Origin of the sequence: Dickeya chrysanthemi NCPPB 402, from assembly GCF_000406105.1 — a bacterium.
Lineage (GTDB): Bacteria > Pseudomonadota > Gammaproteobacteria > Enterobacterales > Enterobacteriaceae > Dickeya > Dickeya chrysanthemi.
This window is the reverse complement of the sequence record NZ_CM001974.1, coordinates 1,249,250-1,275,202: the sequence shown is the minus strand read 5'-3', so window position 1 is coordinate 1,275,202 and position 25,953 is coordinate 1,249,250. Positions and strand designations below refer to the sequence as shown.

Here is a 25,953-nt window from a genome sequence, read left to right as displayed (position 1 = left end):
CAGGTGTTACCAGGAGAAATCCTGGCTGCGCAGCACCTGTACCGCACGGGCAATATCCGGCGCCAGCCAGCGATCCTCCTGCCAGACGTCAACCTGTTGACGCAACCGTTGCCAGGCCAGCCGCGTTCCCGCGCCCGCGTTATCCGGGCCGAGAAAATCCAGCGCCTGTGCCGCCAGCAGATATTCGATAGCCAACACCTGCCAGACGTTCTCAGTCAGTTTCAGCAACTTGAGCGCCGCTGGCGTGCCCATACTCAGATGATCTTCCTGCAAGCCGGAGGTAACAAAGTTATCCACCACCGCGGGCTGCGCCAGTTGGCGGTTCTCGCCGCACAGCGAGGCGGCCACATACTGGGCGATCATCATGCCGGAGTTCACCCCCGGCTGGGCGACCAGAAACGGCGGCAACCCGCTCACCAGCGGATTGATCAGCCGGTCCAGCCGCCGTTCCGCCACGCCCGCCAGTTCGCATAACGCCAGCGCCAGGCTGTCTGCCGCCAGCGCCACCGCTTCGCCGTGCGGGTTCGCCTGCGAGACGACCCGCCACTGTTCCGGCGTGCCCAGCACCAACGGGTTATCGGTGGCGGCATTCAGCTCCATCTCGATGCGTTGCGCCGACGAGGCAAACTGATCACGGCAGGCACCATGAATTTGCGGAATGGATCGCAGGCTCAGCGCATCTTGCGTGCGAATCCCTTCACTTTCGGCGATGATCCGGCTCCCGGCCAACAGGGCGCGCAGGCGCTGCCCGACCTGTTGAATACCCGAGCTCGGTTTCAGCGCCAACACCTCGGCGTCAAAAGCGACTACCTGCCCGCGCAGCGCCTCAAAGCTCATCGCGCCGGTTACATCGGCCCAGTCCAGTTGCCGCGCGGCATCATCCAGCGCCAGACAAGCCAGCCCGGTCATGCACGGCGTGCCGTTGACCAGCGACAGCCCGTCTTTCGCTCCCAGCGTCACCGGCGCCACGCCAATACGTTGCAACGCCTGTGATGCCGGCAATACCTGACCTTGCCATTCCACTTCGCCGACGCCGATCAGCGCCAGCCCGATGTGTGCCATGTGGGTGAGATACCCCACCGAGCCTTGCGACGGCACGCAGGGTGTGACGCCCTGATTCAACAGCGTCAGCAACGCCTGCACGATATCCGGCTGAATCCCGGATTTGCCGTGGCTGTAATTGGCGATCGCCGCGCACAGGATGGCGCGGGTCTGTTCGGCAGGCAGCCGCGGCCCTACGCCGCAGGCGTGACTGAGCAAGGTATTGCGCGACAGCCGCGCCAGATCCGCTACCGGCAAGGTCACATTGCATAACGCGCCCAGCCCGGTATTGACGCCATAGGCCAGCGTTTCGCTGTCGACAATCTGCTCGACGATGCGCCGCGACTGATGTATCCGTCGCCAGGCCGCGTCGCTCAGGCTCAAACGCGCGCCGTGGCGCGCCACCTGCACCAGTTCGCGCCAGGTTAGCGGCGCGTCTCCCCAGCACACTTCGGTGTTCATAGCATTGCCTTCCTATACCGTCTGGTGACTGGCGATAAATTGCTGAAAACGCGGCGAACTTTCGCCGCCGAACATCGCATCGGGCGCGCCTTCGCAGTCGATCCGCCCCTGATGCATGAATACCACCCGGCTGGAGACGTGGCGGGCAAACCCCATTTCATGGGTCACCACCAGCATGGTGCGCCCTTCTTCGGCCAGCCCGCGCATCACTTTCAGCACCTCGCCGACCAGTTCCGGATCCAGCGCCGAGGTCGGTTCATCAAACAACATCACCTCAGGCTCCATCGATAATGCCCTGGCGATCGCCACTCGCTGCTGTTGGCCGCCGGAAAGCTGCGCCGGATAAAAATGCCGCCGCTCGTACAGCCCGACTTTCGCCAGCAACGCCTCAGCCTGCCCGACACACTCGGCACGCGAACGCCTGAGGATATGCAGCGGCCCCTCAATCACGTTTTGCAGCACCGTCATGTGGCTCCACAGATTGAAATTCTGGAATACCATCCCCAGCCGGGTACGCATCCGCTCCACCTGACGACGGTCAGCCGCGACCTGATGGCCGAGTTTGTGACGCTTCATCAGGATCATTTCGCCGCTGACGGCGACGGTGCCGTCATCCGGCGTTTCCAGCAGGTTGATGCAACGTAAAAAGGTGCTCTTGCCCGACCCGCTGGCACCCAGCAGCGAAATCACCTCGCCTTTGCGTGCATCCAGCGAGATGCCTTTGAGCACCTCAAGCGTGCCGAATGATTTACGGATATCGATCATCGATAACGTGATGGGGGCGGTTTTATTCATGCTCTCTCCCAAAAGACGTCGGCACTGCGGCCAGATTGGGCGACAAGGCGCGTTCCAGCCAGGCAAACACCCTGACAATAATGAAGTTCAGCAGCAGGTAAATCAGCGCGGCACAGACAAACACTTCCAGCGTGCGGTAGGTGCGCTGGATAATCTGTTGCGCGACGCCGGTGACATCCCACACCGTGACCAGACTGGCCAGCGCGGTGGATTTGATCAGCAAAATCGCCTCGGTCGACCAGGCGGGCAGCGCGTGACGCAGCGCGATTGGCGCAATGATGCGGCGCAGCAGCAGCCAGCGCGACATGCCGCATGCCAGTCCGGCTTCAATCTGCCCGGCGGGAATGGATAACAGCGCGCCGCGCAGAATTTCCGCGGTATAACCCGCGGTGCACAACGCCAGCGCCAGCACCGCGCAACTGAACGGGTCGCGCAGCACCGGCCAGAACAGGCTGTCGCGCACCACGCTGAACTGCCCCAGTCCGTAATAGACCAGAAATAGCTGAATCAGCAGCGGCGTGCCGCGAAAGACCAGCATATACAGACGGGCAAACCCGCTCAGCGGCCAGACGGCACTCACCCGCATCGCCACCAGCAGCACCGAAAGCACCACCCCGACGGCGAACGAGGCAAAAAATAACCCCAGCGTCACCGGCAGCGCCGACAATAACCGCAGAAACGTTTGGGTCAGAAAGGCCATATCGATCATGACGGCTCCTGTAGCGTTTTACGGTGATAAGGCTGGGACAAAAGCCGTTCCAGCCGGGCAAACGCGGTATTGGAAAACACGGTCAGCACCAGATAGAGCGCCGCACCGGCCAGGTAGAACAGAAAATAGTCGCGGGTAGAGCCGGCGGCCATCTGGCTGGCGCGCATCAGTTCGATAATGCCGGTAACCGATACCAGCGCCGAATCCTTCAGACTCATTTGCCAGACGTTGGACAAGCCCGGCAAGGCAAAACGCATCACCTGCGGCAATAGGATCCGCACCCCGATGCGCCAGCGCGACATCCCCATCGCGCTGGCCGCTTCAAGTTCACCGCTACTCACCGCCAGACGTGCCGCACGGTACACCTCGCCCTGATACGATGCCGAAATCAGGCCAATCGCCAGCGCACCGATCAGAAAAGGCGGCAGTTCGATAAACCCGTCGGCCCCGAACCAGCGGCCGACCTGCGTCAGCACGCCGGAACCGCCAAAATAAAACAGATAAATGATCAGCAGTTCCGGAATGCCGCGAAACACGATGGAATAGGTTTCTCCCGCCACGCGCCAGAGCCGGCGCGTGGACAGTTTGGCCGCAGCAACCGCCGCGCCGACCAGCGCGCCTACCAGCAACGCCACCGTCGTCAGACACAACGTGGTCAGCGCCGCCATCGCCAGCAGGCCGCCCCACCCCTGATCACTGAAACCTAACAGGGTCAGCATACCGTTTCCTCAATCTCAGGGGGTGACGTCGGTTTTGAACCACTTCTCACTGAGCGTTTTCACCGTTCCGTCGGCCAGCGCGGTTTTAATCGCCGCATCAAATTTTGCCTTCAGTTCCGGGTCGCTTTTACGAAAGCCCAGCGCTTCGCCTTCCCCCCAGACAGGCCCGGCCAGTTGCGGGCCGCCTAACGTCAGGTTGCTGTTTTCCGGTTTGCTGAGGATGGAATTGGCGAAGGTAACATCGTCAAACACCGCATCGATACGCCCTGCCTGCAAATCGAGAATGGCATCGGCGGACGCGGTGTATTCACGTACGGTGGCCACATCCCGAAAGTAGCTGTCGATGAAAGGCGTGTAGACGGTGCCGGAAGCGATACCGATGGTTTTACCCTGCAATGCGCCGCGCAGTCCGGCTACCGCCGGTTTAATTTGGGCGGGATCATTCGTCAGTTTAATCATCGTTTTATCTGCTTCGACAGGCAGCGCCAGCTTGCCCTTGACGGTAATAAAGCTGGCCGGGGTGGACGCATAGGGAACAGAAAAATCCACCACCTGTTTGCGCTCCGGGGTAATCACGATGGCGTCCATCATCACGTCGAACTTACCAGCCTGCAGACCAGCCATCATGCCGTCCCAGTTTTGCACCACCAGTTTGCACTGGATGTTCATTCGCTGGCACAGGATAGTCATCAACTCTGGTTCAAACCCACCCAGCTTGCCGCCCGGCAAGGTCAGGTTCCAGGGTTCATAACTGCCTTCCGTCGCGATAGTCACCGATTTCCACTCTTTGGCCTGCGCCCCTGCGCAAAACGTCGCCGTGGCACTCACAACACATAACGCCATCACCGATTGAAAAAATCTGTTCTTCTTCATGCCTTCCCCCTGATGTCCAACCGTCAAAGTAATTACATGTATATACAACACTAACTAAACAGCAAAATTCGGGCCATGATTTCAACCATCCGCCAAATCAGGCCCGATGGCGGTCATCAGGGCATCGCGAAGTGCAGAAAAGCGTATTCGGGGGCACACCGCACAACTGCGGTGCACAATGATCGTGGATCGTGCATCACAACGATGCACGCAGCAGATTATCGTGCGTGAATCGTGGTCAGGAGCAAAACGGCGGTATCGTCATCAGGCGTCCAGCATAGGCCGGACGACCGCCACCAGATGCCTTCACCGCTGGACACACGGTGTGTATCGGCGCGCCAGTGTCCCGCCAGTACATAAGCCACCCCGCCTGTATCCGACGCCGGCACCGTCATCCCCTTGATCACCGAGACTTCCGCCCGGCAGCAGCGGCGATCGACCATTATATTGAAATCCAGACTGACGCCACCGCACAGCCGCGCCACGATCGCCTGCTCGCCGGCGAAGGCGAACGGCTGGTGCAGCGTCAGCCGGTGTTGCCAGCCTTCGCCGCACAGATCCACTCCCTCGCCGGACAACAGCGTGATCACCCGGTCCACACCGGGAAAACAGGAAAAATCGCCGTCGTGCTCAATGGTGGCGATGCTGGCGCGCCAGGCAAAATCGCCGTCGGGTTCATCCGACGGTATCCGGCAGATTTCCCGGGTTTCACCGCCGCCGTTTTTCCAGCGGCTGACCGGCAAGGTATCCAGACTGAACCTGTGCATCACAGCACCGCCTGCAATGTTTTCATGACCGCGATAAACCGGGCGTCCACTTCCTCGTCCAGCGCGTGCCGCCCATCTTCGATCACCGGTTTGCCCGCCACCCACACCTCGCGGATCTGCTGACTCCCGCCGGCAAACAGCCAGCGGTTAAGCAGGCTGTCGTCTGCCACCGCGCTCAGCAGGGCATCCTCGCGCAGCACCAGCCAGTCGGCGCGCCAGCCTGCACTCAGTTCGCCGACCGGCACCCGGCAGGCCTGAGCGCCGCCCTGCAACGCCTGAGCATATAACAGGCTGCCGACCGCCGGTTGCTGCGCCGTCGCCACCCGGTTACGACGGCGATCACGCAGGCGCTGACCGTATTCCAGCCAGCGCAGTTCCTCCACCACATTCAGCGACACGTGGCTGTCGGAACCGATGCCCCAGCGCCCGCCCCGCGCCACGTAACGATCGAGCGGGAAAATACCGTCGCCGAGATTGGCTTCGGTGGTCGGACATAATCCGGCCACCGCCAGGCTGTCGGCCAGTCGATTCAGTTCCTGCTCATCCAGTTGGGTGGCGTGCACCAGGCACCAGCGGGCATCCACCGCAAACCGGTTGAACAACCACTGTACCGGGCGTTCACCGCTCCAGTTCAGGCAGTCATCCACCTCTTTCTGCTGTTCGGCGATGTGGATATGCACCGGCAGGCTGCTGTCGGCGGCTTCCAGCACATCTTCCATCTGATTCTGACTGACCGCACGCAGCGAATGGAAACACAGCCCGTGATTGAGCAACGGATAAGGTTGAATCAGCGTCGCCAGCGTTTCCTGCTGACGCAGGTAATGATCCACATCCTGAATAAAGCGCGCCTGCCCCGGTTGCGGCGGCTGTGCGCCGAAGCCGCTGTAGCTGTAGAGCACCGGCAGCATGGTTTGACCGATACCGACTTGCTGCGCCGCCGCCAGCAGACGACGCAGCATGTCATGCTGGCGGTACGGTTTGCCGTGCGGGTCATGGTGCAGATAATGAAACTCCGCCACCTGGCTGTAGCCGCCCTTAAGCATGTCGATATACAGCCGGGTGGCAATCACGCCGACCTGCTCCGGCGTCAGGTTTGCCACCATGCGATACATCAGATCACGCCAGGTCCAGAAGCTATCCTGCGGATGACCGGCCACCTCCGCCAGCCCGGCCATCGCACGCTGAAAAGCGTGCGAATGCAGGTTAACCATCGTCGGCAGCACAATGCCGGTAAGCCGCTGCGCGCCTGCCGACGCGGCATCCGGCGTGACGGATTGCAGATACCCCAATTCATCCACTTCCAGACGCACATTGCGCGCCATTCCCTGCGGCAGTAACGCTCGCTCGGCAAAATAAACGGACATAGCGAAATCCTGTCGGTGATTGTCATTAACGATATTGTATAGACATATCTATACACCAAAGTCAGCCGCACATGACATAAGGCTTTTTTATTCCGCAACAAAAACGGATGAGCTGCCGGTACTGTGACGGAGAAAATGAATAAGAAATTCCTATTCCGTCACAGCTTGATGAAATGCCGTGGTGGCGTATAACTTGTCTATACAAGATTATACCCGTCATACTTCACCTGACAGGTACGTTGGCTGCAACGTGAAGTATTTGGGGTAGACGACAACAAGGAAATACAGGATGACGATACCGTGCGATAGCCTGTGGCTGGGCGCTGACCTGGTTACCCTACGCGGCGGCCGCTATCAGGTGATTGAGGATGGCGCGCTGGCCGTCACCGCCGGACGTATTGTCTGGCTGGGTGCGCGGCACGCATTGCCCGATTTTGCGCCGTCGCACGTCACCGATTTCGGCGGCGGTATCATTACGCCCGGATTGATCGACTGCCATACCCATCTGGTGTTTGGCGGTGATCGCAGCGGTGAATTCGAGCAACGCCTTAATGGCGTCAGTTATGCCGACATCGCCGCGGCGGGCGGCGGCATTCTTGCCACCGTCAACGCCACCCGACAGGCGGACCACGACAGCCTGCTCGCCTCGGCGCGGGTGCGCTTAGCGCCACTGTTGGCCGAAGGGGTGACCACGCTGGAGATCAAGTCCGGTTACGGGCTGGATGTGGACAGCGAGTTGAAAATGCTGCGGGTAATCCGCGAACTGGGGCAGCGACGGCCGGTGCAGATTGTCTCCACCTGTCTGGCCGCCCATGCTATTCCACCGGAATTCAGGCAGCAGCCGGAGGCGTGGGTCGATCTGGTCTGCCGCGAGCTGCTGCCGGCGGTGGTCAGCGAAGGGCTGGCCGATGCCGTTGATGCCTTCTGCGAACACCTGGCGTTCAGCCCGGCGCAGGTAGAACGGTTATTTCAGGCCGCGCAAGCGCTTCAGTTGCCGGTGAAACTGCACGCCGAGCAACTTTCATCGCTGCACGGCAGTGCGTTAGCCGCGCGCTTTCAGGCGTTGTCCGCCGATCATCTGGAATACGCGACCGAACAGGATGTGGCGGCGATGGCCGCGGCAGGCACCGTCGCGGTGCTGCTGCCCGGCGCCTATTATCTGCTGCGGGAAACGCAATGCCCGCCGGTCGACCTGTTTCGCCGTTACGGCGTACCGATGGCTGTCGCCAGTGACTGTAACCCCGGCACCTCGCCCGCGTTGTCGCTGCGGCTGATGCTGAACCTGGCCTGTACGCTTTTCCGGTTGACGCCGGAAGAAGCGCTGGCCGGCGTCACGCTGCACGCGGCGCGCGCACTGGGGCTGGAGCACAGTCACGGTTCGCTGGAAATCGGCAAAACGGCGGATTTCGTTCACTGGCCGCTGGCGCGCCCGGCGGAGCTGGTTTACTGGCTGGGCGGTCAACTGCCCTGCACGACGATTTTTCGCGGAGAACAACGTTCATGACCCCATTCACTTTTATTGAAGGCGACGGCCCGCTGTTGCTCAGCATCCCTCATGCAGGCACCGCACTGACGCCGGAGGTGGCTGACAGGCTCACTCCTGCCGCTCGCCCGCTTCCCGACACTGACTGGCATATCCCACAACTGTACGATTTTGCCCGCAAGCTGGGTGCCAGCGTACTGGCGGCCAACTACTCGCGTTTTGTTATCGACCTGAACCGTCCGGCCGACGACCAGCCGCTGTACACCACCGCCACCACCGGCCTGTTCCCCGACATCCTGTTCGACGGCACGCCGGCGTTTATGCCCGACAATGCACCGCCCGATACCGTGCGCGCCGGTTATCTGCGCGATATCTGGCATCCTTATCACCAGCAAATTCAACAACAACTGGCGCACATCAAACAGCGCCACGGCTATGCGCTACTGTTCGACGCACACTCTATCGCATCACGCATTCCACGTTTGTTCGACGGGCAACTGCCGGACCTGAACCTCGGCACCAATGGTAGTCTCAGTTGTGCGCCGTCTATTGGGTCGGCGCTGTTGGAAGTCTGCCAGTCACAGCAGCGCTGGAGCTGGGTCTTGAACGGCCGTTTCCGTGGTGGTTACATCACCCGCGCCTACGGCCAACCGGAACAGCGCCAACACGCGATGCAACTGGAGCTGGCGCAGTGTAACTACATGAGTGAACAGGCTCCTTTCGCCTGGCAACCGGACAAGGCGCGGGAATTACAGCCGATGCTGGAGAACATCGTGCGCGCCTTTATGGACGCGGCGGCCAGGCTGTATCAGCGCTGACCGCCGGTTGATTAGCGGAGCAGGCCAATCCGAACATCGTTGCTATCGGCAACGACAAAGCGATCGACCGTTTCTTTCATGTCGCTGGCCTGCCTGTCGAGCAATCGGCTGGCGGTGGCCGCCTCCGACACCAGCGCCGCATTCTGCTGGGTCACCTGCTCCAACTGGCTCAACGCCAGGTTGATCTGAGCCACGCCGAGCGACTGTTCCCGTGCAGCTGTCGCGATATCACTGACAAAATCCCGCACCTGCGACGTACTAGACATGATCTGCTTCATGGTTTCGCTGCTGCGCGCAACCAGCGCAACCCCGGAATGAACCTGTTCAATACTGGTCGAGATCAGATCGCGGATACGCTGCGACTCACCGGCGCTGCGCTGCGCCAGATTGCGCACCTCGGTCGCCACTACGGCAAACCCACGCCCCTGTTCGCCGGCCCGGGCTGCTTCTACCGACGCATTCAGCGCCAGCAAATTAGTCTGAAACGCAATGGCGTCAATAGCCGCCGTGATCTGCGACATCTGCTCGCTGGACTGACGGATTTGCGACATCGCTTCAGTAGCCTGCATGGTGACGTGATCGGCCGCGGCGATTTGTGCTTCCATGGTTTTCATCAGCTCAGAGGCCTGGTCGGCATAATCCGCCGTCTGTTTCACCGCGATGGTGATTTGCTCCATACTGCTGGCGGTTTCCACCAGCGATGCCGCCTGTTCGTCGGTCCGCTGCGCCAGATCCTGATTCCCCTGGGCAATTTCAGTGCCGGCTCGCTCCACCAGCTCTGCGCCTTGCTTAATGGTGCTCACCACCTGCTCGATATTTTCCAGCGACCGGTTATAAGCCTGATTCAACTGCGATAGTTCGTCTTTACCCGGTACATCCAGCCGACAGGTCAGATCGTTGCCCATGTCATCAATGGTTTTCAGGGTGGAAGTCAGTTGCTGGTATACATTGCGCGCCACCAGCATCGCCAGCAGCAAGGCTAGCGCTAGCGATACCACCGTTCCGCCCAGATAACCGTAACCGCTTACCCGCGCCTGATACTGCAACCGATTCGCCCACACCAGCAATTCCGCGGAGGCCGCGTCTTCAACCACTTTGAGCCTGTCGATACGCTGCGTCTGCTGGCTGAACCAGTCGTTAGCATCAATGCCGAATCCGCCGCTGGCCGCTTTGCTAAACGCGGTATCACGCATTTTCAGCGCCGTCTGCGCCGCTGCATCATTGAGCGAATCCTGCAATTGCTGCCTGAGCGCCGGTTGGGCAAACTGGTTAAACGCATTGGTGTAGGCGTTTTCCATGCCGACCAATTGACTAAAACGCTCGTACTGGCCGGGCGCGAAACGATCAACGGCAAACACTTCGGACAACAGCGCCCGCATAATGCCCGCCTGCTCTTTGGCATTTAACAGGTTGTAATAGGCCGCCACACGAGTCACCAGGCCACCGTCAGTCACCAGATGGCTCATCTCCCCCACCAACGCGATCAGATCGCTGACGTTGGCGGTGTACCACCCGACGGCTTGTGAAGCCGGCACCGAAAAACCATCCACCTGAGCACGCAGCGAAGACAATGTCTGTAAACGCTCCTGCAAGCGGCTCAGGCGCTGCGCAATGCCACCGACAGCGCCGGATAACGTCAGCGAGGATTGGCTTTTCCACAATGCCGCTAAAGCTTTATCGGTTTCCCCCCGTTGATCCCGTAATTGCGCGGCGAATTTCTGCCCTTTACTGCCGATATATCCTGAACTCATACCACGTTCGCGCTGCAGGGCATGTGCAGCGTTGCCTGCCTGCTGCGACAGAGCCAACAACTGTGCGAATTGCACCATATCCTGCTCAGTATGGCGTCGCTCCAGTACGCCGTTAGTCGCAAACCACAGTAGTGCTATCAGTAATGGCGTTAACGCCAACGCAAACTTGTAACGAATAGAAAGAGAGGATAATCGAAGCATATAAGCCCCTTGCTTGGCCCCAGAGAATGCGCCCGCTTAATCACGTGCGAAATAGTCAATATAGTGACTACTTATCAGTATCCTATCGCCCCCAGGGATTGAAACTTTACTCCTCCTAAAGGGGTATAAGAATGAGATAAGCCGCCACAATTATTTGTTCTTACTGATTTACTATAGTCGTACCTTGCGAAGGGAAACCGCTAAATCACACATTTACTGACACGATAACGTTGCGGATTACTCACACATCACAATTAATCACCACACAATGCCTGACAGCCCGCGCCGCTTCTGCCAAAATAGGCGCATTCCCCCGTAGTGAAAATGATGGATTTTCTGTACATGGTTGCAAAAATTATTGATGGTAAAACGATTGCGCAGCAGGTGAAGGACGAAGTCGCCGTGCGCGTAAAGCAACGGCTGGCTGAAGGTAAACGCGCGCCGGGACTGGCAGTCATATTGGTGGGCGATAACCCCGCTTCACAAATTTATGTCACCAGCAAACGCAAAGTTTGTGAAGAAGTGGGGTTCATTTCGCGCTCCTATGACCTGCCGGCCACCACCACCGAGCCGGAATTGTTGGCGTTGATCGACGAACTGAATGCCGATACCGCTATCGACGGCATTCTGGTGCAGTTGCCGTTACCGGCAGGCATCGACAATACCAAGGTGATTGAACGCATCGCACCGGACAAAGACGTAGACGGCTTCCATCCGTATAACGTCGGTCGGCTGTGCCAGCGCGCGCCGTTGCTGCGCCCCTGCACGCCACGCGGCATCGTCACGCTGCTGGAGCGTTACAACATCAATATGTTTGGCCTCAACGCCGTCGTTGTCGGCGCGTCCAACATCGTCGGCCGTCCGATGAGCATGGAACTGCTACTGGCGGGATGCACCACCACCGTGACCCATCGCTTCACCAAAGATCTGCGCCACCACGTCGAACACGCCGACCTGCTGGTGGTCGCCGTCGGCAAACCGGGCTTTATTCCCGGCGAGTGGATCAAACCGGGCGCTATCGTGATTGATGTCGGCATCAACCGGCTGGAAAACGGCAAAGTGGTGGGCGACGTGAAGTTCGACGAAGCCGCAGAGCGCGCCGCGTATATCACGCCGGTGCCAGGAGGCGTGGGGCCGATGACGGTTGCAACGCTTATTCAAAACACCTTGCAGGCTTGCGAGGAATACCACGACACTCCGGCACAGGCATAACCTACCATGAACGTATTTCATCTGGAGAAACACCCGCACGTGGAACTGTGCGATTTGCTGAAACTGCAAGGCTGGAGCGAAAGCGGCGCCGCCGCCAAACAGGCGATTGCCGCCGGCGACGTCACCGTCGATGGCCAGACCGAAACCCGCAAACGCTGCAAAATCGTTGCCGGTCAGGTTGTGAGTTTTGGCGGCGAATCGGTTACCGTTCAGGCGTGACCCGCCGGCTACCATAACGGCACACTAACGAAGAAGGCCCGGAAACTGGGCCTTTATACCCGTCATACTTCAAGTTGCAGGTACGTTGGCTGCGTTCGTTCACCCGAATCACTTACCTGAGTAAGCTCATCGGGATTCTCTCTCTTGCCGCCTTCCTGCAACTCGAATTATTTTGGGTATATTATGACTATCGAGAACATTGCTGACTGTCGCGATTATTTACGACGCCAGGTGGTGCCCTGCGGGCCGTCTTCCAGCACGATGCCCATTTCCGTCAGCCGGTTGCGCGCCGCATCCGCCAACGCCCAGTCCTTCGACCGACGGGCATCGTTGCGCTGTTTGATCAGCGCTTCAATTTCTTGCACTTCGCCATCATCAGCCTGCGCGCCGCTTTGCAAAAACAGCTCCGGATCGCACTCCAGCAGCCCCAGCACGCCGGCCAGTTGGCGTAACATCGCCGCCAGACCATCGGCTGCCGCCGCATCTTCCGCTTTCAGGCGGTTAACCTCGCGGGCCATGTCGAACAGCACCGAGTAAGCTTCCGGCGTATTGAAATCGTCATCCATCGCGTCGCGGAAACGGCGTTCAAATGCCTCGCCGCCCGCCGCCGATGCAGACGCATCGGTGCCGCGTAACGCGGTGTACAGGCGCTCCAGCGAGGCACGCGCCTGCTTGAGGTTCTCTTCCGTGTAGTTCAGTTGACTGCGGTAATGACCGGAAATCAGAAAATAGCGAATGGTCTCCGCATCGTAGTGAGTCAACACATCGCGCACGGTAAAGAAATTATTCAGGGACTTGGACATCTTCTCCCGGTCGACCATCACCATGCCGGAGTGCATCCAGTAATTCACGTAATCGCCGCCGTGCGCGCAGGTCGACTGGGCAATTTCATTTTCGTGGTGCGGAAACATCAGGTCGGAACCGCCGCCGTGGATGTCGAAATGTTCACCCAGTTGTTTGCAGTTCATCGCCGAGCACTCAATATGCCAGCCTGGACGGCCATTGCCCCACGGCGACGGCCAGCTCGGCTCGCCCGCTTTGGACATTTTCCACAGCACAAAATCCATCGGGTTGCGTTTCACTTCGGTGATTTCCACCCGTGCACCGGCCTTCAGTTGCTCCAGATCCTGACGGGACAGCACGCCGTAACCCGGTGCGGTATCCACCGAAAACATCACGTCGCCGTTATCCGCCACGTAGGCATGACGACGGGCGATCAATTTTTCAACCAGCTCAATGATTTCCGCGATGTAATGCGTGGCCCGCGGCTCTTCGTCCGGAGACAGAATATTCAGCGCCTGAAAATCGGTGTTCATCTCACCGATCATGCGGTTGGTGAGTTGCTCGATAGTTTCGCCGTTCTCCGTCGCACGCTTGATGATCTTGTCGTCAATGTCGGTGATATTGCGGACATATTTTACGTCATACCCGAGATAACGCAGGTAACGCGCCACCACGTCAAACGCCACGAAAGTACGCCCATGACCGATATGACACAGGTCGTAAACGGTTATCCCGCACACATACATGCCAACCTTGCCAGCGTGGATGGGTTTGAATTCCTCTTTTTGACGACTCAGGGTATTAAAGATCTTTAGCATCAGGGCATTCCATGGTGTTCACAACATAACGTGTTCGCAGGAGATGTGCATCGTTGTCTGCGGTACGCGTAATAAAGTCGGTTTTTATCCGGTTTTCGGACGTAGCTGCGTATTGAAACCTGAACCCTAACCTATTGCAAGCGGGTGAGCCCAATATTCGCCATTCCGGCGGTTTCGCGTCTTAATCCTGCTTAAAACGCACAAACCCGGCGTTATCGCCGGGTTTGTATCGCTGCTAACCGCAACCGAACTATTGACTACCGATGCCGCACTTAGCGCCAGCGCGGGTTGCTCATCACAGAGTATTTACCGCTGCCCAACAGGGCAATAGCGATACCGGCGAAGAAGTAAACCGCCACGTTCTCAATCCCCCATGCCCCGGTTTTATCAAGGGTGAAAATAGCTTCCGGATGCGCCAGTGCGAACGCCACAATCATGGTGAAGGCGAAAGACAGCGCGGCAGGGCGAGTCAGGATGCCCAGAATCATCAGCACAGGTGCAATCACCTCGCCAATAAACACGCCGTAGGCGATAAAGCCCGGCAAGCCATGAGCCGCCAGCATTCCCTGAATACCACCGACACCCGCGATCAACTTATGAACACCGTGGAACAGTACCAAAATACTGAACGACAGTCGTAAAATCAGCTTGCCGCAATCCGGTTTGTCTAACAGCTGATTAATCCGGTCCAACATACCCAACATAATTTACCTACCTGTACGATTATCGAATGAGCAACGTGTTAACGAGAGTGACTATCAACTATAACAAGGATAAATTTATAAAGTAAAAAACATATCAAAATGATGCTAGTTATTGATTTAGAGCAATAAAAATATATTTCAAATTAATTCAAAAAAACACATCCAATTTAATGAATTTATTTGAAATAGATTCTCATTCCCTTTCTTCATCTTAGCGACGGCTTCACCCTGTGCTGACTCAGCCATTCACTTATGTTATAAGAGCGCTCTTGGCGGCTTGGCGCCTCGGTGAATATCACTCATTATTCTGTGTATTATGGCTAAGTAAGGTTCATCTATGATTACGTTTCATACCAACCACGGCGACATCGTCATCAATACCTTCCCGGAAAAAGCGCCGGTTACCGTGGAAAACTTCCTGAACTACTGCCGCAGCGGTTTTTACGACAACACGATTTTTCACCGTGTGATCAACGGCTTCATGATCCAAGGCGGCGGCTTCGAACCCGGCATGAATCAGAAAAGCACCAACGCGCAGATCAAGAACGAAGCGAACAACGGTCTTACCAATAACCGTGGCACGCTGGCGATGGCTCGCACTAACGATCCGCATTCAGCGACCGCCCAGTTCTTCATCAACGTGGTGGATAACGACTTCCTGAACTTCAAATCTGAAACGGTGAACGGTTGGGGTTATTGTGTGTTCGCCGAAGTGGTGGAAGGCATGGACGTGGTCGACAAGATCAAAGCGGTGTCTACTGGTCGCAGCGGTATGCATCAGGATGTGCCGAAAGAAGACGTAGTGGTCACCAGCGTGACCGTTAGCGAGTAACGTCTGCGACATGTCTACGCTGTTTATTAGCGATCTGCATTTGAGTGAACAGGAACCGGCGATTACCGCCGGTTTTCTGCGTTTTCTGCATGAAGACGCTCCCGGTGCCGACGCACTCTATATTCTTGGCGATCTGTTCGACGCCTGGATTGGCGACGACGACCCGGCGCCGCTGCACGGCATCGTGGCGCAAGCGCTTAAAACGCTTTCCGACGGCGGCGTGCCGTGCTATTTCACCCATGGCAACCGCGACTTTCTGCTGGGCCGACGTTTCGCACGCCAGAGCGGCCTACGGTTGCTCGCCACCGAAACCGTGATTGACCTCTACGGCCGACGCACGTTGCTGCTGCACGGCGACACACTCTGTACCGACGATCATGCCTACCAGCACTTTCGCCGCAAAGTACATCACCCGCTCATCCAGCGGCTTTTCCTGTGGTTGCCGTTGTCTTTTCGTTTGCGCATCGCCGCTCGTATGCGCGCCGCCAGCCAGCAGGCCAACCAGCACAAATCCATGGCGATTATGGACGTTAACGCCGATGAAGTGCTTACCCGGTTACGCCGTCATCAGGCGACGCTGATGATCCACGGCCACACCCACCGCCCGGCGATTCATACGATCGATCAGGCCGACGTACAGGCTGAACGCGCGGTGTTGGGAGCCTGGCATCAGGAGGGATCGCTGCTGCGGGTAACCGCCGACGATGCCCGTCTGATTTCATTTCCATTGTAACGCCGCGTTTACACTGATTTTCCCTCTCGATGGCCCATTTCATCGCTACGCAACCGTTTTCCTCCCTTCTGGCTCATGGTATGCTCTACGCCCTCGCGACCTGCGCCTCTCGGTTTTCAGGTCGCCGTTGCACCGCGCAATGACCGCATCATGTACGATCCATGTCATGCACGATCATCGACATGGTTTACCACCGTCATGCAAACCACAGGAGCATTACAGGCATGTCATCCAACGCTGCCCCGGCGAAAATCGCTATTGTCATGGGTTCAAAGAGTGACTGGGCCACCATGCAGTTTGCTGCAGAGATCCTCACTACACTGAATCTGCCTTATCACGTTGAAGTCGTCTCCGCGCACCGCACGCCGGATAAACTGTTCAGCTTCGCCGAACAGGCGGACCAGAATGGCTTTGACGTTATTATCGCCGGCGCGGGCGGCGCCGCTCACCTGCCAGGGATGCTGGCGGCCAAAACCCTGGTGCCGGTGCTGGGTGTTCCGGTACAGAGCGCGGCATTAAGCGGCGTCGACAGCCTCTATTCGATTGTACAGATGCCGCGCGGCATTCCCGTCGGTACTCTGGCCATCGGCAAAGCGGGCGCGGCCAACGCCGCGCTGCTGGCGGCACAGATTCTGGCGCGCCACGACAGCGCGCTGGCGTTGCGTCTGGCGGCCTGGCGTCAGGCACAGACTGACGACGTACTGAACCATCCGGATCCGAGGGAAGAGGCATGAAACCGGTTTGCGTACTGGGTAATGGTCAGTTAGGCCGTATGTTGCGTCAGGCCGGCGAGCCGCTTGGCATCGCGGTTTATCCGGTCGGGCTGGATGCAGAGCCGGAATCCGTACCGGTGCAGCACAGCGTTATCACGGCCGAAATCGAACGTTGGCCGGAAACGGCGCTGACTCGCCAACTGGCGCAGCATTCCGCTTTCGTCAACCGCGATATCTTCCCACGTCTGGCCGATCGTTTTACGCAAAAGCAACTGCTGGATGAACTGGGTCTGGCGACCGCCCCCTGGCAATTGCTGGCTTCGGCACAGGAATGGCCGACGGTATTCGCAACGCTGGGCGAACTGGCGATCGTTAAACGTCGTGTCGGCGGCTACGATGGGCGCGGACAATGGCGTATCCGCCCCGGCGAAGAACATAGCCTGCCGGCCGAATGCTACGGTGAATGCATTGTCGAGCAAGGCATCGCTTTTTCCGGCGAAGTATCGCTGGTCGGCGCACGCAGCACGAAGGGTGACTGCGTATTTTACCCGCTGACCCACAACCTGCACGAAGACGGCATCCTGCGTACCAGCGTGGCGCTGCCGCAACCACAGCCTCACCTGCAACAACAGGCGGAGCAGATGCTGTCGTCAATCATGCATCGCCTCGGTTACGTAGGCGTGATGGCGATGGAGTGTTTCGTGGTCGGTGACCGCCTGTTGATCAACGAACTGGCGCCGCGCGTACACAACAGCGGGCACTGGACGCAAAACGGCGCCTCCATCAGTCAGTTCGAATTGCACTTGCGTGCGATTCTTGATCTGCCGCTGCCGTCGCCGGTGGTCGCCACTGTGTCGGTGATGGTTAATCTGATCGGCACGGATGTGAACATTGACTGGCTGACGCTACCGCTGGTGCATTTGCACTGGTATGAGAAAGAGGTTCGCCCGGGCCGCAAGGTGGGGCATCTGAACCTTACGCATCCGGATAATGCGCAGTTGAGCCAGACGCTGAACGCCCTGGCGCCGCTGCTGCCGGATGCCTATCATTCCGGGCTGGCGTGGGCACAACAACGGTTAGTCGATTAAGTACACAGCGGCGTAATGCGGGTCAGTCATGACCCGCATATCATCGCCCGGTAAGATTTTTACGTGACATTATGATGATTGAGTTTATTATCTCCAACGCGAATAAAATAAACACCTTGCGCCGGTTATTTATTTCACTCGCAAACATCCAGAATGAAAAATATTTCCGCATTATTATTCACCTATTCGAATCAATTAACGCATCAAAAAAGATACCTGCCGAAATAAATTATTTAACGCATCAATACTGATATTTTATTTTTAATTAATTAGAGTTAAAATAATTGATCTCTGTTCATTTGTGTGATCGCCTCACTATTATTTCATACCGGTCAGGATATAGAATGCCGCCACAAAAAAGATTACCCCGATTCACATGATGTCTCGTGTGACACCTGCGAATTCTCTCTGTATTGGCTCTCAGCCGGTACGGTATTTTTTATACTCTGTGTTCACCAAGGAGAAACACGTATGAGCACAATTCAAGACAGCAGTCAGGTACTGGAGCAAGCTTCAGGCTGGCGTAAAAGCGATACCGTCTGGATGCTGGGCCTGTACGGCACCGCCATCGGCGCAGGCGTGCTGTTTTTACCCATCAATGCCGGCATCGGCGGTTTAATTCCGTTGATTATCATGGCTATTATTGCTTTTCCGATGACCTATTTTTCTCACCGCGCATTATGCCGATTCGTTTTATCCGGTAAAAAAGGCGGTGAAGATATTACCGAAGTGGTAGAAGAACACTTTGGGGTTGGTGCAGGAAAATTAATCACACTGCTCTATTTTTTCGCTATTTACCCGATTCTTCTGGTTTACAGCGTTGCGATTACCAATACCGTTGACAGCTTTATTACTCACCAGTTGCATTTACCGTCACCGCCGCGAGCAATTCTGTCGCTGGTATTAATTCTGGGGCTGATGTTTATTGTCCGCTTCGGCGAAGCGATGATCGTAAAAGCCATGAGCGTCTTGGTTTATCCGTTCGTCGCCGTATTAATGATGCTGGCGCTGTATTTAATTCCCCACTGGAATACCACTGTTTTCCATAATATTTCCCTGACCAACAGCACCACGGGCAATGGCCTGCTGGCAACGCTGTGGCTGGCGATCCCGGTTATGGTGTTCTCTTTCAACCACTCGCCGATTATTTCCTCTTTTGCGGTCGCGAAACGTCGTGAATACGGTGATAACGCAGAGAGAAAATGTTCCCGTATTCTGGCCTGCAGCCACATCATGATGGTGCTGACCGTCATGTTCTTCGTGTTCAGTTGCGTGCTGGCGCTCTCCCCGTCTGACCTGATGGAAGCCAAAACACAGAACATTTCCATCCTGTCTTATCTGGCGAACCACTTTAATAACCCGGTCATGGGCTATCTGGCGCCAGTCATCGCCACTGTCGCGATTTCCAAATCGTTTCTGGGTCACTACCTGGGTGCCGGCGAAGGCCTGAACGGCATGATGATAAAAATGCTGCGCAGCCGCGGCAAAACCGTCACCACCGCCAAACTCAACCGTATCACCGCGCTGTTCATGCTGGTCACCACCTGGCTGGTCGCCACCCTGAACCCCAGCATTCTGGGCATGATTGAAACACTGGGCGGCCCGGTCATCGCTTGTTTGCTGTTCCTGATGCCGATGTACGCGATCCACAAAGTACCGGCCATGCGTCAATACAGCGGCGCACTGAGCAATGTGTTCGTCACCCTGCTGGGCCTGATCGCCATCACCGCGATCGTCTACACCCTGTTCGAGTAATTGTTACCCCTCTGTCCCTCCCGACGCAGGCGGTGCTGCTGCCTGCGTCAGCTGAAAGGAACCCCCTATGGTCAGCGTATTTGATATTTTCAAAATTGGTATCGGCCCTTCCAGTTCGCATACCGTTGGTCCGATGAAAGCTGGCAACATGTTCACCGACGATCTGGTTAACCAGTCTCTGATTTCATCGGTTGACGCCATTATCGTTGATGTTTATGGCTCGCTGGCTCTGACCGGCAAGGGCCACCACACCGATATCGCCATCATCATGGGACTGGCGGGCAACCTGCCGGATAGCGTGGATATCGACGCGATCCCGGCTTTTATTCAACAAGTACAACACAGCGGTCGTCTGCCGTTGCTCAATGGGCGCTATGCAGTCAATTTCCCGCTGGAGAGCGCACTGCGTTTCCAGCCGGAAAACCTGCCGCTACACGAAAACGGCATGACGATCCGCGCGCTCGACGCCGGACAGAAGGTGCTGTACAGCAAAACCTACTATTCGATCGGCGGCGGTTTCGTGGTCGATCAAGAGCACTTCGGTCAGCCGAATACCCAGGAAGAGCGCGCGCCCTGGCCGTTCTATTCCGCCCGCCAACTGTTGCAGCACTGCCACGATAACTGCCTGTCGCTGTCGGCAGTGGTGATGAAAAACGAAATCGCCATGCACGGCCGCGACGCGCTGGAAGCCTATTTCGCCAGCGTCTGGCAAACCATGCAGAACGCCATTCATCGCGGTATGAACACCGAAGGCGTGCTGCCCGGCCCGCTACGCGTACCACGTCGCGCCTCAGCGTTACACCGGCTGTTGTTCACCAACGGGCGTTTTTCCAACGATCCGATGGATGCCATGGATTGGGTCAACATGTTCGCCATGGCGGTATCGGAAGAAAACGCCGCCGGCGGCCGGGTGGTCACCGCACCGACCAACGGCGCCTGCGGCATTATTCCTGCCGTGTTGGCCTACTACGACCGCTTTATTCAGCCGGTCACGCCGGACACCTGCCTGCGCTATTTCCTGGCCGCCGGCGCCATCGGCATTCTGTTCAAAATGAACGCGTCGATTTCCGGTGCGGAAGTGGGTTGCCAGGGTGAAGTCGGCGTCGCCTGCTCAATGGCGGCGGCCGGTCTGGCAGAGCTGCTGGGCGCGAATCCGGAGCAGGTGTGTATCGCCGCTGAAATCGGTATGGAACACAACCTCGGTTTGACCTGCGACCCGGTGGCCGGTCAGGTTCAGGTGCCTTGCATCGAGCGTAACGCCATCGCCTCCGTCAAAGCGATCAACGCCGCCCGTATGGCGATTCGCCGCGCCAGCGAACCCCGCGTCTCGCTGGATAAAGTGATTGAAACCATGTATGAAACCGGCAAAGACATGAACGCCAAATACCGCGAAACCTCCCGGGGCGGTCTGGCGATCAAAGTGGTGCAATGCGAGTAAACCGCTGCGGGTAAAACCGCAATCGCCTGACGGCGAGCGCTCTGAGCGGCAAAGCTGGCGACAAAAATACGCCGGGTTGATGTCAACGCATCAGTCCGGCGTCTTCTTTCAGGAAGGTTTTTTTTCGTTGTCCGGCCAGGACCAAATTAAATTGTTTTCAGCCGCGGAAACATACCAGTCAAGTGCGCTGGCGACAGGCTTAGGCATCGATTCCACTGCGGCGACGGGAGCCGGCGCGTCGGTATTTTTCTTACGAATGCGTAACGGCGTACGGGATTGCCCGCCATTAAGTCGCGCATTGAAATTCTCAACTTCGGTATCAAATAGCACGCCTTCCAATTGATGCAGACGATTCAACCCGCGCAGAATCGCCAGCAGGCTGCTCAGAGTGATCGATTCCCCCATCTCCGCCCGTTTGATGGTAGCGATGCCGAGGCCGGCCCGTTCGGCCAGATCCACCTGGGATAATCGCTGCTGAATACGCGCGTCTTTTATACGCCGACAAAGCTCGGTGATGATTTCACCTTCGCTCATGGTACCGAATCTCATAATGCCGCTATTTGCCCCTACGCTAAATTGCGCGCAGTTTATCATCACACCATGCAATCACAGCGCGGAGCTGGCAACTAAACGTCAGTTTCTCGACGCAGGTCAATTTTTCATAAGAAAAAAGTATGGAAACAACCCTACCTTGTGGAATGCAACGCAAACACCGCGGTGGTGGCAACCTCTAGCCAAAACGACCGGTAATATAATCCTCGGTGCGACGTTCTGCCGGAGCGGTAAACAACGCATCCGTCTCGCTGTATTCGATCAACCGGCCATGATGGATAAACGCCGTGTAATCCGATACCCGCGCCGCCTGCTGCATGTTATGCGTCACTAATACCAGCGTGAAACGGCGCTTCAGCGCGCCGATCAGCTCTTCGATCACCAGCGTTGAAATCGGATCAAGCGCCGAAGTCGGTTCATCCAGCAATAACACTTCCGGTTCGATGGCGATGGCTCGGGCGATGACCAGCCGTTGTTGTTGGCCGCTGGACAACGTCAGCGCGCTGTCGCCTAGCCTATCTTTCACTTCATGCCACAACGCGGCGGCCCGCAGCGCGCTTTCCACCGCCTCGTCCAGTTGACGCCGGTCTTTCATGCCTTGCAAACGCAGGCCGTAAATCACATTCTCATAAATGGATTTCGGAAACGGATTAGGCCGCTGGAACACCATGCCGACCCGACGACGCAGCGTCGAGACATCCAGCGACGGATCGTGGATGTTCATGCCCTGCAGACAGAGATCGCCTTCAATACGGCAATGCTCCATCAGATCGTTCATGCGGTTAAAGCAACGCAACAAGGTAGACTTGCCGCAACCGGATGGCCCAATCAGCGCCGTCACACGGTTTTTCGGAATACGCAGCGAAATATCGCACAGTGCGTGCTTGTCGCCGTAATACAGATTCAGTCCCTCTGCCGACAACGCCGTTTGTTCATCGGTTAACCGGTGGACGTCCATCACGGGGAGTCTCTCCAGCGGTTTAGGCATGCCCATTACTATTCTCCCGCCACTCAGAGTGACATCATTCGGTATTTTTCACGTAATACATGGCGAATGCCGATTGCCGCCAGATTCAGCGCCACCACAATGAACACCAGCAACAATGCGGTGGTATACACCAGCGGGCGCGCCGCTTCCACATCCGGGCTTTGGAACGCCAAATCGTAAATCTGGAACCCCAGATGCATGAATTTCCGTTCCAGGTGCAAATAAGGGAAGATCTCATCCACCGGCAACGCCGGCACCGATTTCACCACGCCCACCAGCATGAGCGGCGCGGTTTCCCCCGCTGCCCGCGCCACCGCCAGAATCAGCCCGGTCATCATCGCCGGCACCGCCATCGGCAACACCACGCGCCACAGGGTTTCCGCCCGGGTGGCCCCCAACGCCAGCGATCCATGGCGCACCGATACCGGGATTCGCGACAATCCTTCTTCGGTAGAGACGATAACCACCGGCAGCGTCAACAGCGCCAACGTCAGCGAGGCCCACAGCAACCCCGGCGTACCAAAGGTCGGGTTAGGCAGTGACTCGGCGTAAAACAGGTGGTCCAGCGTGCCGCCGACCAGATAAACAAAAAAGCCCAGCCCAAATACGCCGTAGACGATCGACGGTACGCCAGCCAGATTCGCCACGGCAACCCGCACCCAGCGGGTCAGGCTGTTGTTGTCGGCGTATTCGTGCAAATAAACCGCCGCTACTACCCCCAGCGGCATCACGATAACCGACATCAGAATCACCAACAGCACGGTGCCGAAAATCGCCGGAAAGAGCTGACCGGGACTACTGTCGTCCGGCTCGAACCGGGTTAGCATGGCGCCCAGCACCCGCACTGTTTGCTGCGCTTTCTCGGCCAGCGTCATCGCATTCGGGTACCACGCCCGGTCGATCATCCTGATCGGAATGGTATGCCGCTGCCCTTGTGCATCGCGCACCCATACCGCCGAGCGATTGATATCGGCATTGAGCGCTATCAGTTGCTGGTTAAGCTCGTTGAAATGGCGCTCCAGCTCCGTGCGTTCAGCTTTAAGGCGCGCCTGTGCCTGATCACCCAACCGGTTTTCCCGGCGCAGTTTCTCTTCCTGCAACCGCAACGCGTCGAACTGCTGATTAATCCGGTTCATTTCGCCCAAACGCAGGGACTGAGCACGCTTCATCAACTGTTGAACCAGCGCAATACGTTGTTGCAACGTCGACGACAGGTTATCGGACACCAATGGCTGCCCATCTTCGGTCATCCCGTCGAGATAGCCATAGGCCATACCGTTGGTGGTGCGGCGCACCGCCAGCATATTCGCCGGCCGGCTGGCGTCGGCCACCGACAGGGACAGCAGCGTCTGGAAGCTTTGCCCGTCTACCTCTCGCCACCCGGTTTTCAGCAGATAACGGGTCGCCCCGCTCTCGGGCGCATTGACGATACCGGCATCCGTTAACTGTTGCCGGGTTAGCGACTGCTCATCATAACGTTCGCCGATCAACTGTCGCGTATTACCCTGCGCATCCTGCAGACTAAACAGCCATACCGATTGCGGCCACAGATAGCGCGCACTCTGCCCGATCAGCAGCACAAATACGGCGACGATGGCGATCAAACTGAACGTAATCGCAGACGCCGTTAGCCATACCCAGGGCGTTCCGGTACTGAACCAGCGCCTCATGACAATTCTCCCTCATCACGATAGCGGCGACGCAGGCGCTGGCGAATCACCTCCGCCAGCGAATTGACCACGAAAGTAAAGAGAAACAGGACCAGCGCGGCTAAAAACAACACCCGATAGTGCGCGCTGGACATCGCCGCTTCCGGCATTTCAATCGCGATGTTGGCCGCCAGCGATCGCAATCCCTGAAACAGGCTGTTGTCCATCACCGGCGTATTACCCGTCGCCATCAGCACGATCATGGTTTCCCCCACCGCGCGGCCAAAACTGAGCATCAAGCAGCAAAAATGCCGGAGCTGGCCGATGGCAGCACCACCCGCCATAACGTTTGCCACGCGGTCGCCCCCAGCGCCAGCGAGCCTTGGCTCAAACGCGGCGGCACGCTAAACAAGGCATCCTCCGCCAGCGAAAAAATCAGCGGGATCAAGGCAAACCCCAACGCCACCCCTGCCACCAGCGTATTACGTTGGCTGAAATGGTCACCCATCCACTGCCAGAGCGGCTGCCCCAGCAAACGTAACTCCAGCCATGGCCCTAACCAGCACGCCAGCGCCAGCGTTAATAACATCGCCGGTATCAACAACAATGCATCCCACCCGGCCAACACGCCGCGTCGCCAGCGGGCAGGCAACTGTTCCAGCAACCAGCCACAGCCCAACACCGCCGCGCCCCATAACGGCGGCAACAACAGAATGGCGGCCAGATAGGTCGCCATGTGGGGTGCCAGCCATAACGCAGCGATGAGCCCAATCACCACCGTCGGCAGCGCGCCCATGATTTCCATCGCAGGTTTAATCCAACGTCGCAACGCCGGCGTCATGAAACAGGCGGTATACATCGCCGCCGCCAGCGCCAGCGGCGCGGCGAACAGCATGGCATACAGCGCCGCTTTGAAGGTGCCGCTCAACAACGGAATCAAACTGAATTTAGCCTGATAGCTATCATCGGCAGCGGTCGGCTGCCAGACATAATCCGGCTCGGGGTAGCTTTCATACCAGAGTTTTTGCCATAGCCCACGCCAGCCGATATCCGGGTAAGCATTATCCAGTTGATAGGGTTGCCAGCCGGTAGCCGTTTCCAGCAACAGCGCCCGCCCTCGAGGGGAAAACGCCGCCTTGCCGACGGGCGGCGCCAGCAAAGCGCTCATCAGCTCGCCGGATTGTTTACTGGCGAACAGCGAGAAATGGCCTTGCGGGTCAAGGGTGGCAAACACACGACGACGCGGTTCGGTCACCAGTTGCAGTTGTCGCCCCACGGTGGGGAAGGTACGAATTTCATTCAGGCGCGGCCCCGCCGTCGTCGGGGTGTCGAACCACTGGCTGACGCGTCCGTCGGCGGATTTCACCAGCAACGAATGCCCCCCGGCCAGCAGCGCCAGTGAAAAGGGCGCGGTTCCCGGCAACGTTACCGTTTCACGGGCGGTAAGCACTTGCTCACCGAGCTGCCACACCGTCAGGCGATTCGC

The 25,953-nt window shown here is 57.7% G+C and carries 23 protein-coding genes and 1 pseudogene; 10 read left to right on the top strand and 14 right to left on the bottom strand.

Annotation, left to right across the window (positions count from 1 at the left end; all coding sequences use genetic code 11):
• Positions 1–6 precede the first annotated feature (6 nt).
• The 7 genes from hutH to DCH402_RS05820 form a co-directional block, all read right to left on the bottom strand.
• On the bottom strand, positions 7–1,503 hold the full coding sequence (gene hutH / locus DCH402_RS05850; RefSeq protein ID WP_040000297.1) for a histidine ammonia-lyase: 1,497 nt from the start codon (positions 1,501–1,503) through the stop codon (positions 7–9).
• A gap of 12 nt (positions 1,504–1,515) precedes the next feature.
• Positions 1,516–2,298: an ABC transporter ATP-binding protein gene (locus DCH402_RS05845; RefSeq protein WP_040000296.1), complete on the bottom strand. Its 783-nt coding sequence runs from the start codon at positions 2,296–2,298 to the stop codon at positions 1,516–1,518.
• Positions 2,291–3,007 carry an ABC transporter permease gene (locus DCH402_RS05840; protein ID WP_040000295.1) on the bottom strand — a complete coding sequence of 239 codons (717 nt, stop codon included), beginning with the start codon at positions 3,005–3,007 and terminating at the stop codon, positions 2,291–2,293. Before DCH402_RS05840 ends, DCH402_RS05845 begins: the two co-directional genes overlap by 8 nt.
• Positions 3,004–3,726 (bottom strand): ABC transporter permease, encoded by a 723-nt coding sequence (locus DCH402_RS05835; protein ID WP_040000294.1) that lies wholly within the window; start codon positions 3,724–3,726, stop codon positions 3,004–3,006. The genes DCH402_RS05840 and DCH402_RS05835 overlap by 4 nt, the downstream gene beginning before the upstream one ends.
• Positions 3,727–3,741: 15 nt before the next feature.
• Entirely contained in the window at positions 3,742–4,599 is an 858-nt protein-coding gene (locus tag DCH402_RS05830; protein ID WP_040000293.1) for a transporter substrate-binding domain-containing protein, read from the bottom strand.
• Positions 4,600–4,817: 218 nt separating this feature from the next.
• A complete protein-coding gene (locus DCH402_RS05825; protein ID WP_050583266.1) occupies positions 4,818–5,366 on the bottom strand; it encodes a HutD/Ves family protein in 549 nt (182 codons plus the stop codon).
• A complete protein-coding gene (locus DCH402_RS05820) occupies positions 5,366–6,730 on the bottom strand; it encodes a formimidoylglutamate deiminase (protein ID WP_040000291.1) in 1,365 nt (454 codons plus the stop codon). The genes DCH402_RS05825 and DCH402_RS05820 overlap by 1 nt, the downstream gene beginning before the upstream one ends.
• A 289-nt stretch (positions 6,731–7,019) precedes the next feature.
• Here DCH402_RS05820 and hutI point away from each other — a divergent pair, with 289 nt between their 5' ends.
• Together hutI and hutG are read left to right on the top strand one after the other, a co-directional pair.
• On the top strand, positions 7,020–8,234 hold the full coding sequence (gene hutI, locus DCH402_RS05815) for an imidazolonepropionase (RefSeq protein ID WP_040000290.1): 1,215 nt from the start codon (positions 7,020–7,022) through the stop codon (positions 8,232–8,234).
• A complete protein-coding gene (hutG, locus tag DCH402_RS05810; RefSeq protein WP_040000289.1) occupies positions 8,231–9,031 on the top strand; it encodes an N-formylglutamate deformylase in 801 nt (266 codons plus the stop codon). Before hutI ends, hutG begins: the two co-directional genes overlap by 4 nt.
• Positions 9,032–9,042: 11 nt before the next feature.
• Here the strand turns inward: hutG and DCH402_RS05805 are convergent, their stop codons facing one another.
• Positions 9,043–10,983 carry a methyl-accepting chemotaxis protein gene (locus tag DCH402_RS05805; RefSeq protein ID WP_040000288.1) on the bottom strand — a complete coding sequence of 647 codons (1,941 nt, stop codon included), beginning with the start codon at positions 10,981–10,983 and terminating at the stop codon, positions 9,043–9,045.
• Between the two features lie 342 nt (positions 10,984–11,325).
• On the opposite strand from DCH402_RS05805, the gene folD reads away from it, so the two are divergent.
• The gene (gene folD, locus DCH402_RS05800; RefSeq protein ID WP_040000287.1) at positions 11,326–12,195 is read left to right on the top strand and encodes a bifunctional methylenetetrahydrofolate dehydrogenase/methenyltetrahydrofolate cyclohydrolase FolD; all 870 of its coding nucleotides are present in this window, start codon (positions 11,326–11,328) and stop codon (positions 12,193–12,195) included.
• A 6-nt stretch (positions 12,196–12,201) separates the two neighbouring features.
• Complete coding sequence (gene ybcJ / locus DCH402_RS05795) at positions 12,202–12,414, top strand: ribosome-associated protein YbcJ (RefSeq protein ID WP_027711388.1); 213 nt, start codon at positions 12,202–12,204, stop codon at positions 12,412–12,414.
• Positions 12,415–12,629: 215 nt separating this feature from the next.
• Here ybcJ and cysS read toward each other — a convergent pair whose 3' ends face one another.
• A complete protein-coding gene (cysS, locus tag DCH402_RS05790; protein WP_040000286.1) occupies positions 12,630–14,015 on the bottom strand; it encodes a cysteine--tRNA ligase in 1,386 nt (461 codons plus the stop codon).
• Positions 14,016–14,287: 272 nt separating this feature from the next.
• Entirely contained in the window at positions 14,288–14,722 is a 435-nt protein-coding gene (locus DCH402_RS05785) for a DoxX family protein (protein WP_226052684.1), read from the bottom strand.
• A 334-nt stretch (positions 14,723–15,056) separates the two neighbouring features.
• Between DCH402_RS05785 and ppiB the strand changes: the two genes are divergently transcribed.
• From ppiB to DCH402_RS05750, 6 genes are all read left to right on the top strand, one after another.
• A complete protein-coding gene (ppiB, locus tag DCH402_RS05780; RefSeq protein WP_040000285.1) occupies positions 15,057–15,551 on the top strand; it encodes a peptidylprolyl isomerase B in 495 nt (164 codons plus the stop codon).
• A gap of 10 nt (positions 15,552–15,561) precedes the next feature.
• Entirely contained in the window at positions 15,562–16,284 is a 723-nt protein-coding gene (lpxH, locus tag DCH402_RS05775; protein WP_040000284.1) for a UDP-2,3-diacylglucosamine diphosphatase, read from the top strand.
• Between the two features lie 224 nt (positions 16,285–16,508).
• Entirely contained in the window at positions 16,509–17,018 is a 510-nt protein-coding gene (gene purE, locus DCH402_RS05770) for a 5-(carboxyamino)imidazole ribonucleotide mutase (RefSeq protein ID WP_040000283.1), read from the top strand.
• The gene (gene purK / locus DCH402_RS05765; protein WP_040000282.1) at positions 17,015–18,085 is read left to right on the top strand and encodes a 5-(carboxyamino)imidazole ribonucleotide synthase; all 1,071 of its coding nucleotides are present in this window, start codon (positions 17,015–17,017) and stop codon (positions 18,083–18,085) included. Before purE ends, purK begins: the two co-directional genes overlap by 4 nt.
• A gap of 471 nt (positions 18,086–18,556) precedes the next feature.
• Positions 18,557–19,840 carry an HAAAP family serine/threonine permease gene (locus DCH402_RS05755; protein ID WP_040000280.1) on the top strand — a complete coding sequence of 428 codons (1,284 nt, stop codon included), beginning with the start codon at positions 18,557–18,559 and terminating at the stop codon, positions 19,838–19,840.
• A gap of 67 nt (positions 19,841–19,907) precedes the next feature.
• A complete protein-coding gene (locus DCH402_RS05750; RefSeq protein WP_040000279.1) occupies positions 19,908–21,278 on the top strand; it encodes an L-serine ammonia-lyase in 1,371 nt (456 codons plus the stop codon).
• A 108-nt stretch (positions 21,279–21,386) separates the two neighbouring features.
• On the opposite strand, the gene DCH402_RS05745 is transcribed toward DCH402_RS05750, so the two are convergent.
• From DCH402_RS05745 to DCH402_RS05730, 4 genes and pseudogenes are all read right to left on the bottom strand, one after another.
• Complete coding sequence (locus tag DCH402_RS05745; protein ID WP_040000278.1) at positions 21,387–21,827, bottom strand: helix-turn-helix domain-containing protein; 441 nt, start codon at positions 21,825–21,827, stop codon at positions 21,387–21,389.
• 181 nt (positions 21,828–22,008) lie between these two features.
• Positions 22,009–22,824, bottom strand: a complete 816-nt coding sequence (gene pstB / locus DCH402_RS05740) for a phosphate ABC transporter ATP-binding protein PstB (protein ID WP_040000277.1) — start codon at positions 22,822–22,824, stop codon at positions 22,009–22,011.
• Positions 22,825–22,841: 17 nt separating this feature from the next.
• Positions 22,842–24,488: a phosphate ABC transporter permease PstA gene (gene pstA / locus DCH402_RS05735; RefSeq protein WP_040000276.1), complete on the bottom strand. Its 1,647-nt coding sequence runs from the start codon at positions 24,486–24,488 to the stop codon at positions 22,842–22,844.
• Positions 24,485–25,953, bottom strand: a pseudogene (locus tag DCH402_RS05730) (ABC transporter permease subunit); the annotation flags it as partial. The gene pstA and the pseudogene DCH402_RS05730, both read right to left, overlap by 4 nt.

Excerpts from the sequence above, each read along its gene's own strand:
- DCH402_RS05745 (WP_040000278.1), bottom strand. The coding sequence starts at position 21,827 with ATGAGATTCGGTACCATGAGCGAAGGTGAAATCATCACCGAGCTTTGT.
- cysS (WP_040000286.1), bottom strand. The coding sequence starts at position 14,015 with ATGCTAAAGATCTTTAATACCCTGAGTCGTCAAAAAGAGGAATTCAAA.
- hutH (WP_040000297.1), bottom strand. The coding sequence starts at position 1,503 with ATGAACACCGAAGTGTGCTGGGGAGACGCGCCGCTAACCTGGCGCGAA.
- DCH402_RS05845 (WP_040000296.1), bottom strand. The coding sequence starts at position 2,298 with ATGAATAAAACCGCCCCCATCACGTTATCGATGATCGATATCCGTAAA.
- pstB (WP_040000277.1), bottom strand. The coding sequence starts at position 22,824 with ATGGGCATGCCTAAACCGCTGGAGAGACTCCCCGTGATGGACGTCCAC.
- hutI (WP_040000290.1), top strand. The coding sequence starts at position 7,020 with ATGACGATACCGTGCGATAGCCTGTGGCTGGGCGCTGACCTGGTTACC.
- DCH402_RS05835 (WP_040000294.1), bottom strand. The coding sequence starts at position 3,726 with ATGCTGACCCTGTTAGGTTTCAGTGATCAGGGGTGGGGCGGCCTGCTG.
- lpxH (WP_040000284.1), top strand. The coding sequence starts at position 15,562 with ATGTCTACGCTGTTTATTAGCGATCTGCATTTGAGTGAACAGGAACCG.
- purE (WP_040000283.1), top strand. The coding sequence starts at position 16,509 with ATGTCATCCAACGCTGCCCCGGCGAAAATCGCTATTGTCATGGGTTCA.
- DCH402_RS05805 (WP_040000288.1), bottom strand. The coding sequence starts at position 10,983 with ATGCTTCGATTATCCTCTCTTTCTATTCGTTACAAGTTTGCGTTGGCG.
- purK (WP_040000282.1), top strand. The coding sequence starts at position 17,015 with ATGAAACCGGTTTGCGTACTGGGTAATGGTCAGTTAGGCCGTATGTTG.
- DCH402_RS05840 (WP_040000295.1), bottom strand. The coding sequence starts at position 3,007 with ATGATCGATATGGCCTTTCTGACCCAAACGTTTCTGCGGTTATTGTCG.
- pstA (WP_040000276.1), bottom strand. The coding sequence starts at position 24,488 with ATGAGGCGCTGGTTCAGTACCGGAACGCCCTGGGTATGGCTAACGGCG.
- ybcJ (WP_027711388.1), top strand. The coding sequence starts at position 12,202 with ATGAACGTATTTCATCTGGAGAAACACCCGCACGTGGAACTGTGCGAT.
- DCH402_RS05750 (WP_040000279.1), top strand. The coding sequence starts at position 19,908 with ATGGTCAGCGTATTTGATATTTTCAAAATTGGTATCGGCCCTTCCAGT.
- DCH402_RS05820 (WP_040000291.1), bottom strand. The coding sequence starts at position 6,730 with ATGTCCGTTTATTTTGCCGAGCGAGCGTTACTGCCGCAGGGAATGGCG.
- DCH402_RS05755 (WP_040000280.1), top strand. The coding sequence starts at position 18,557 with ATGAGCACAATTCAAGACAGCAGTCAGGTACTGGAGCAAGCTTCAGGC.
- DCH402_RS05830 (WP_040000293.1), bottom strand. The coding sequence starts at position 4,599 with ATGAAGAAGAACAGATTTTTTCAATCGGTGATGGCGTTATGTGTTGTG.
- hutG (WP_040000289.1), top strand. The coding sequence starts at position 8,231 with ATGACCCCATTCACTTTTATTGAAGGCGACGGCCCGCTGTTGCTCAGC.
- ppiB (WP_040000285.1), top strand. The coding sequence starts at position 15,057 with ATGATTACGTTTCATACCAACCACGGCGACATCGTCATCAATACCTTC.
- folD (WP_040000287.1), top strand. The coding sequence starts at position 11,326 with ATGGTTGCAAAAATTATTGATGGTAAAACGATTGCGCAGCAGGTGAAG.
- DCH402_RS05825 (WP_050583266.1), bottom strand. The coding sequence starts at position 5,366 with ATGCACAGGTTCAGTCTGGATACCTTGCCGGTCAGCCGCTGGAAAAAC.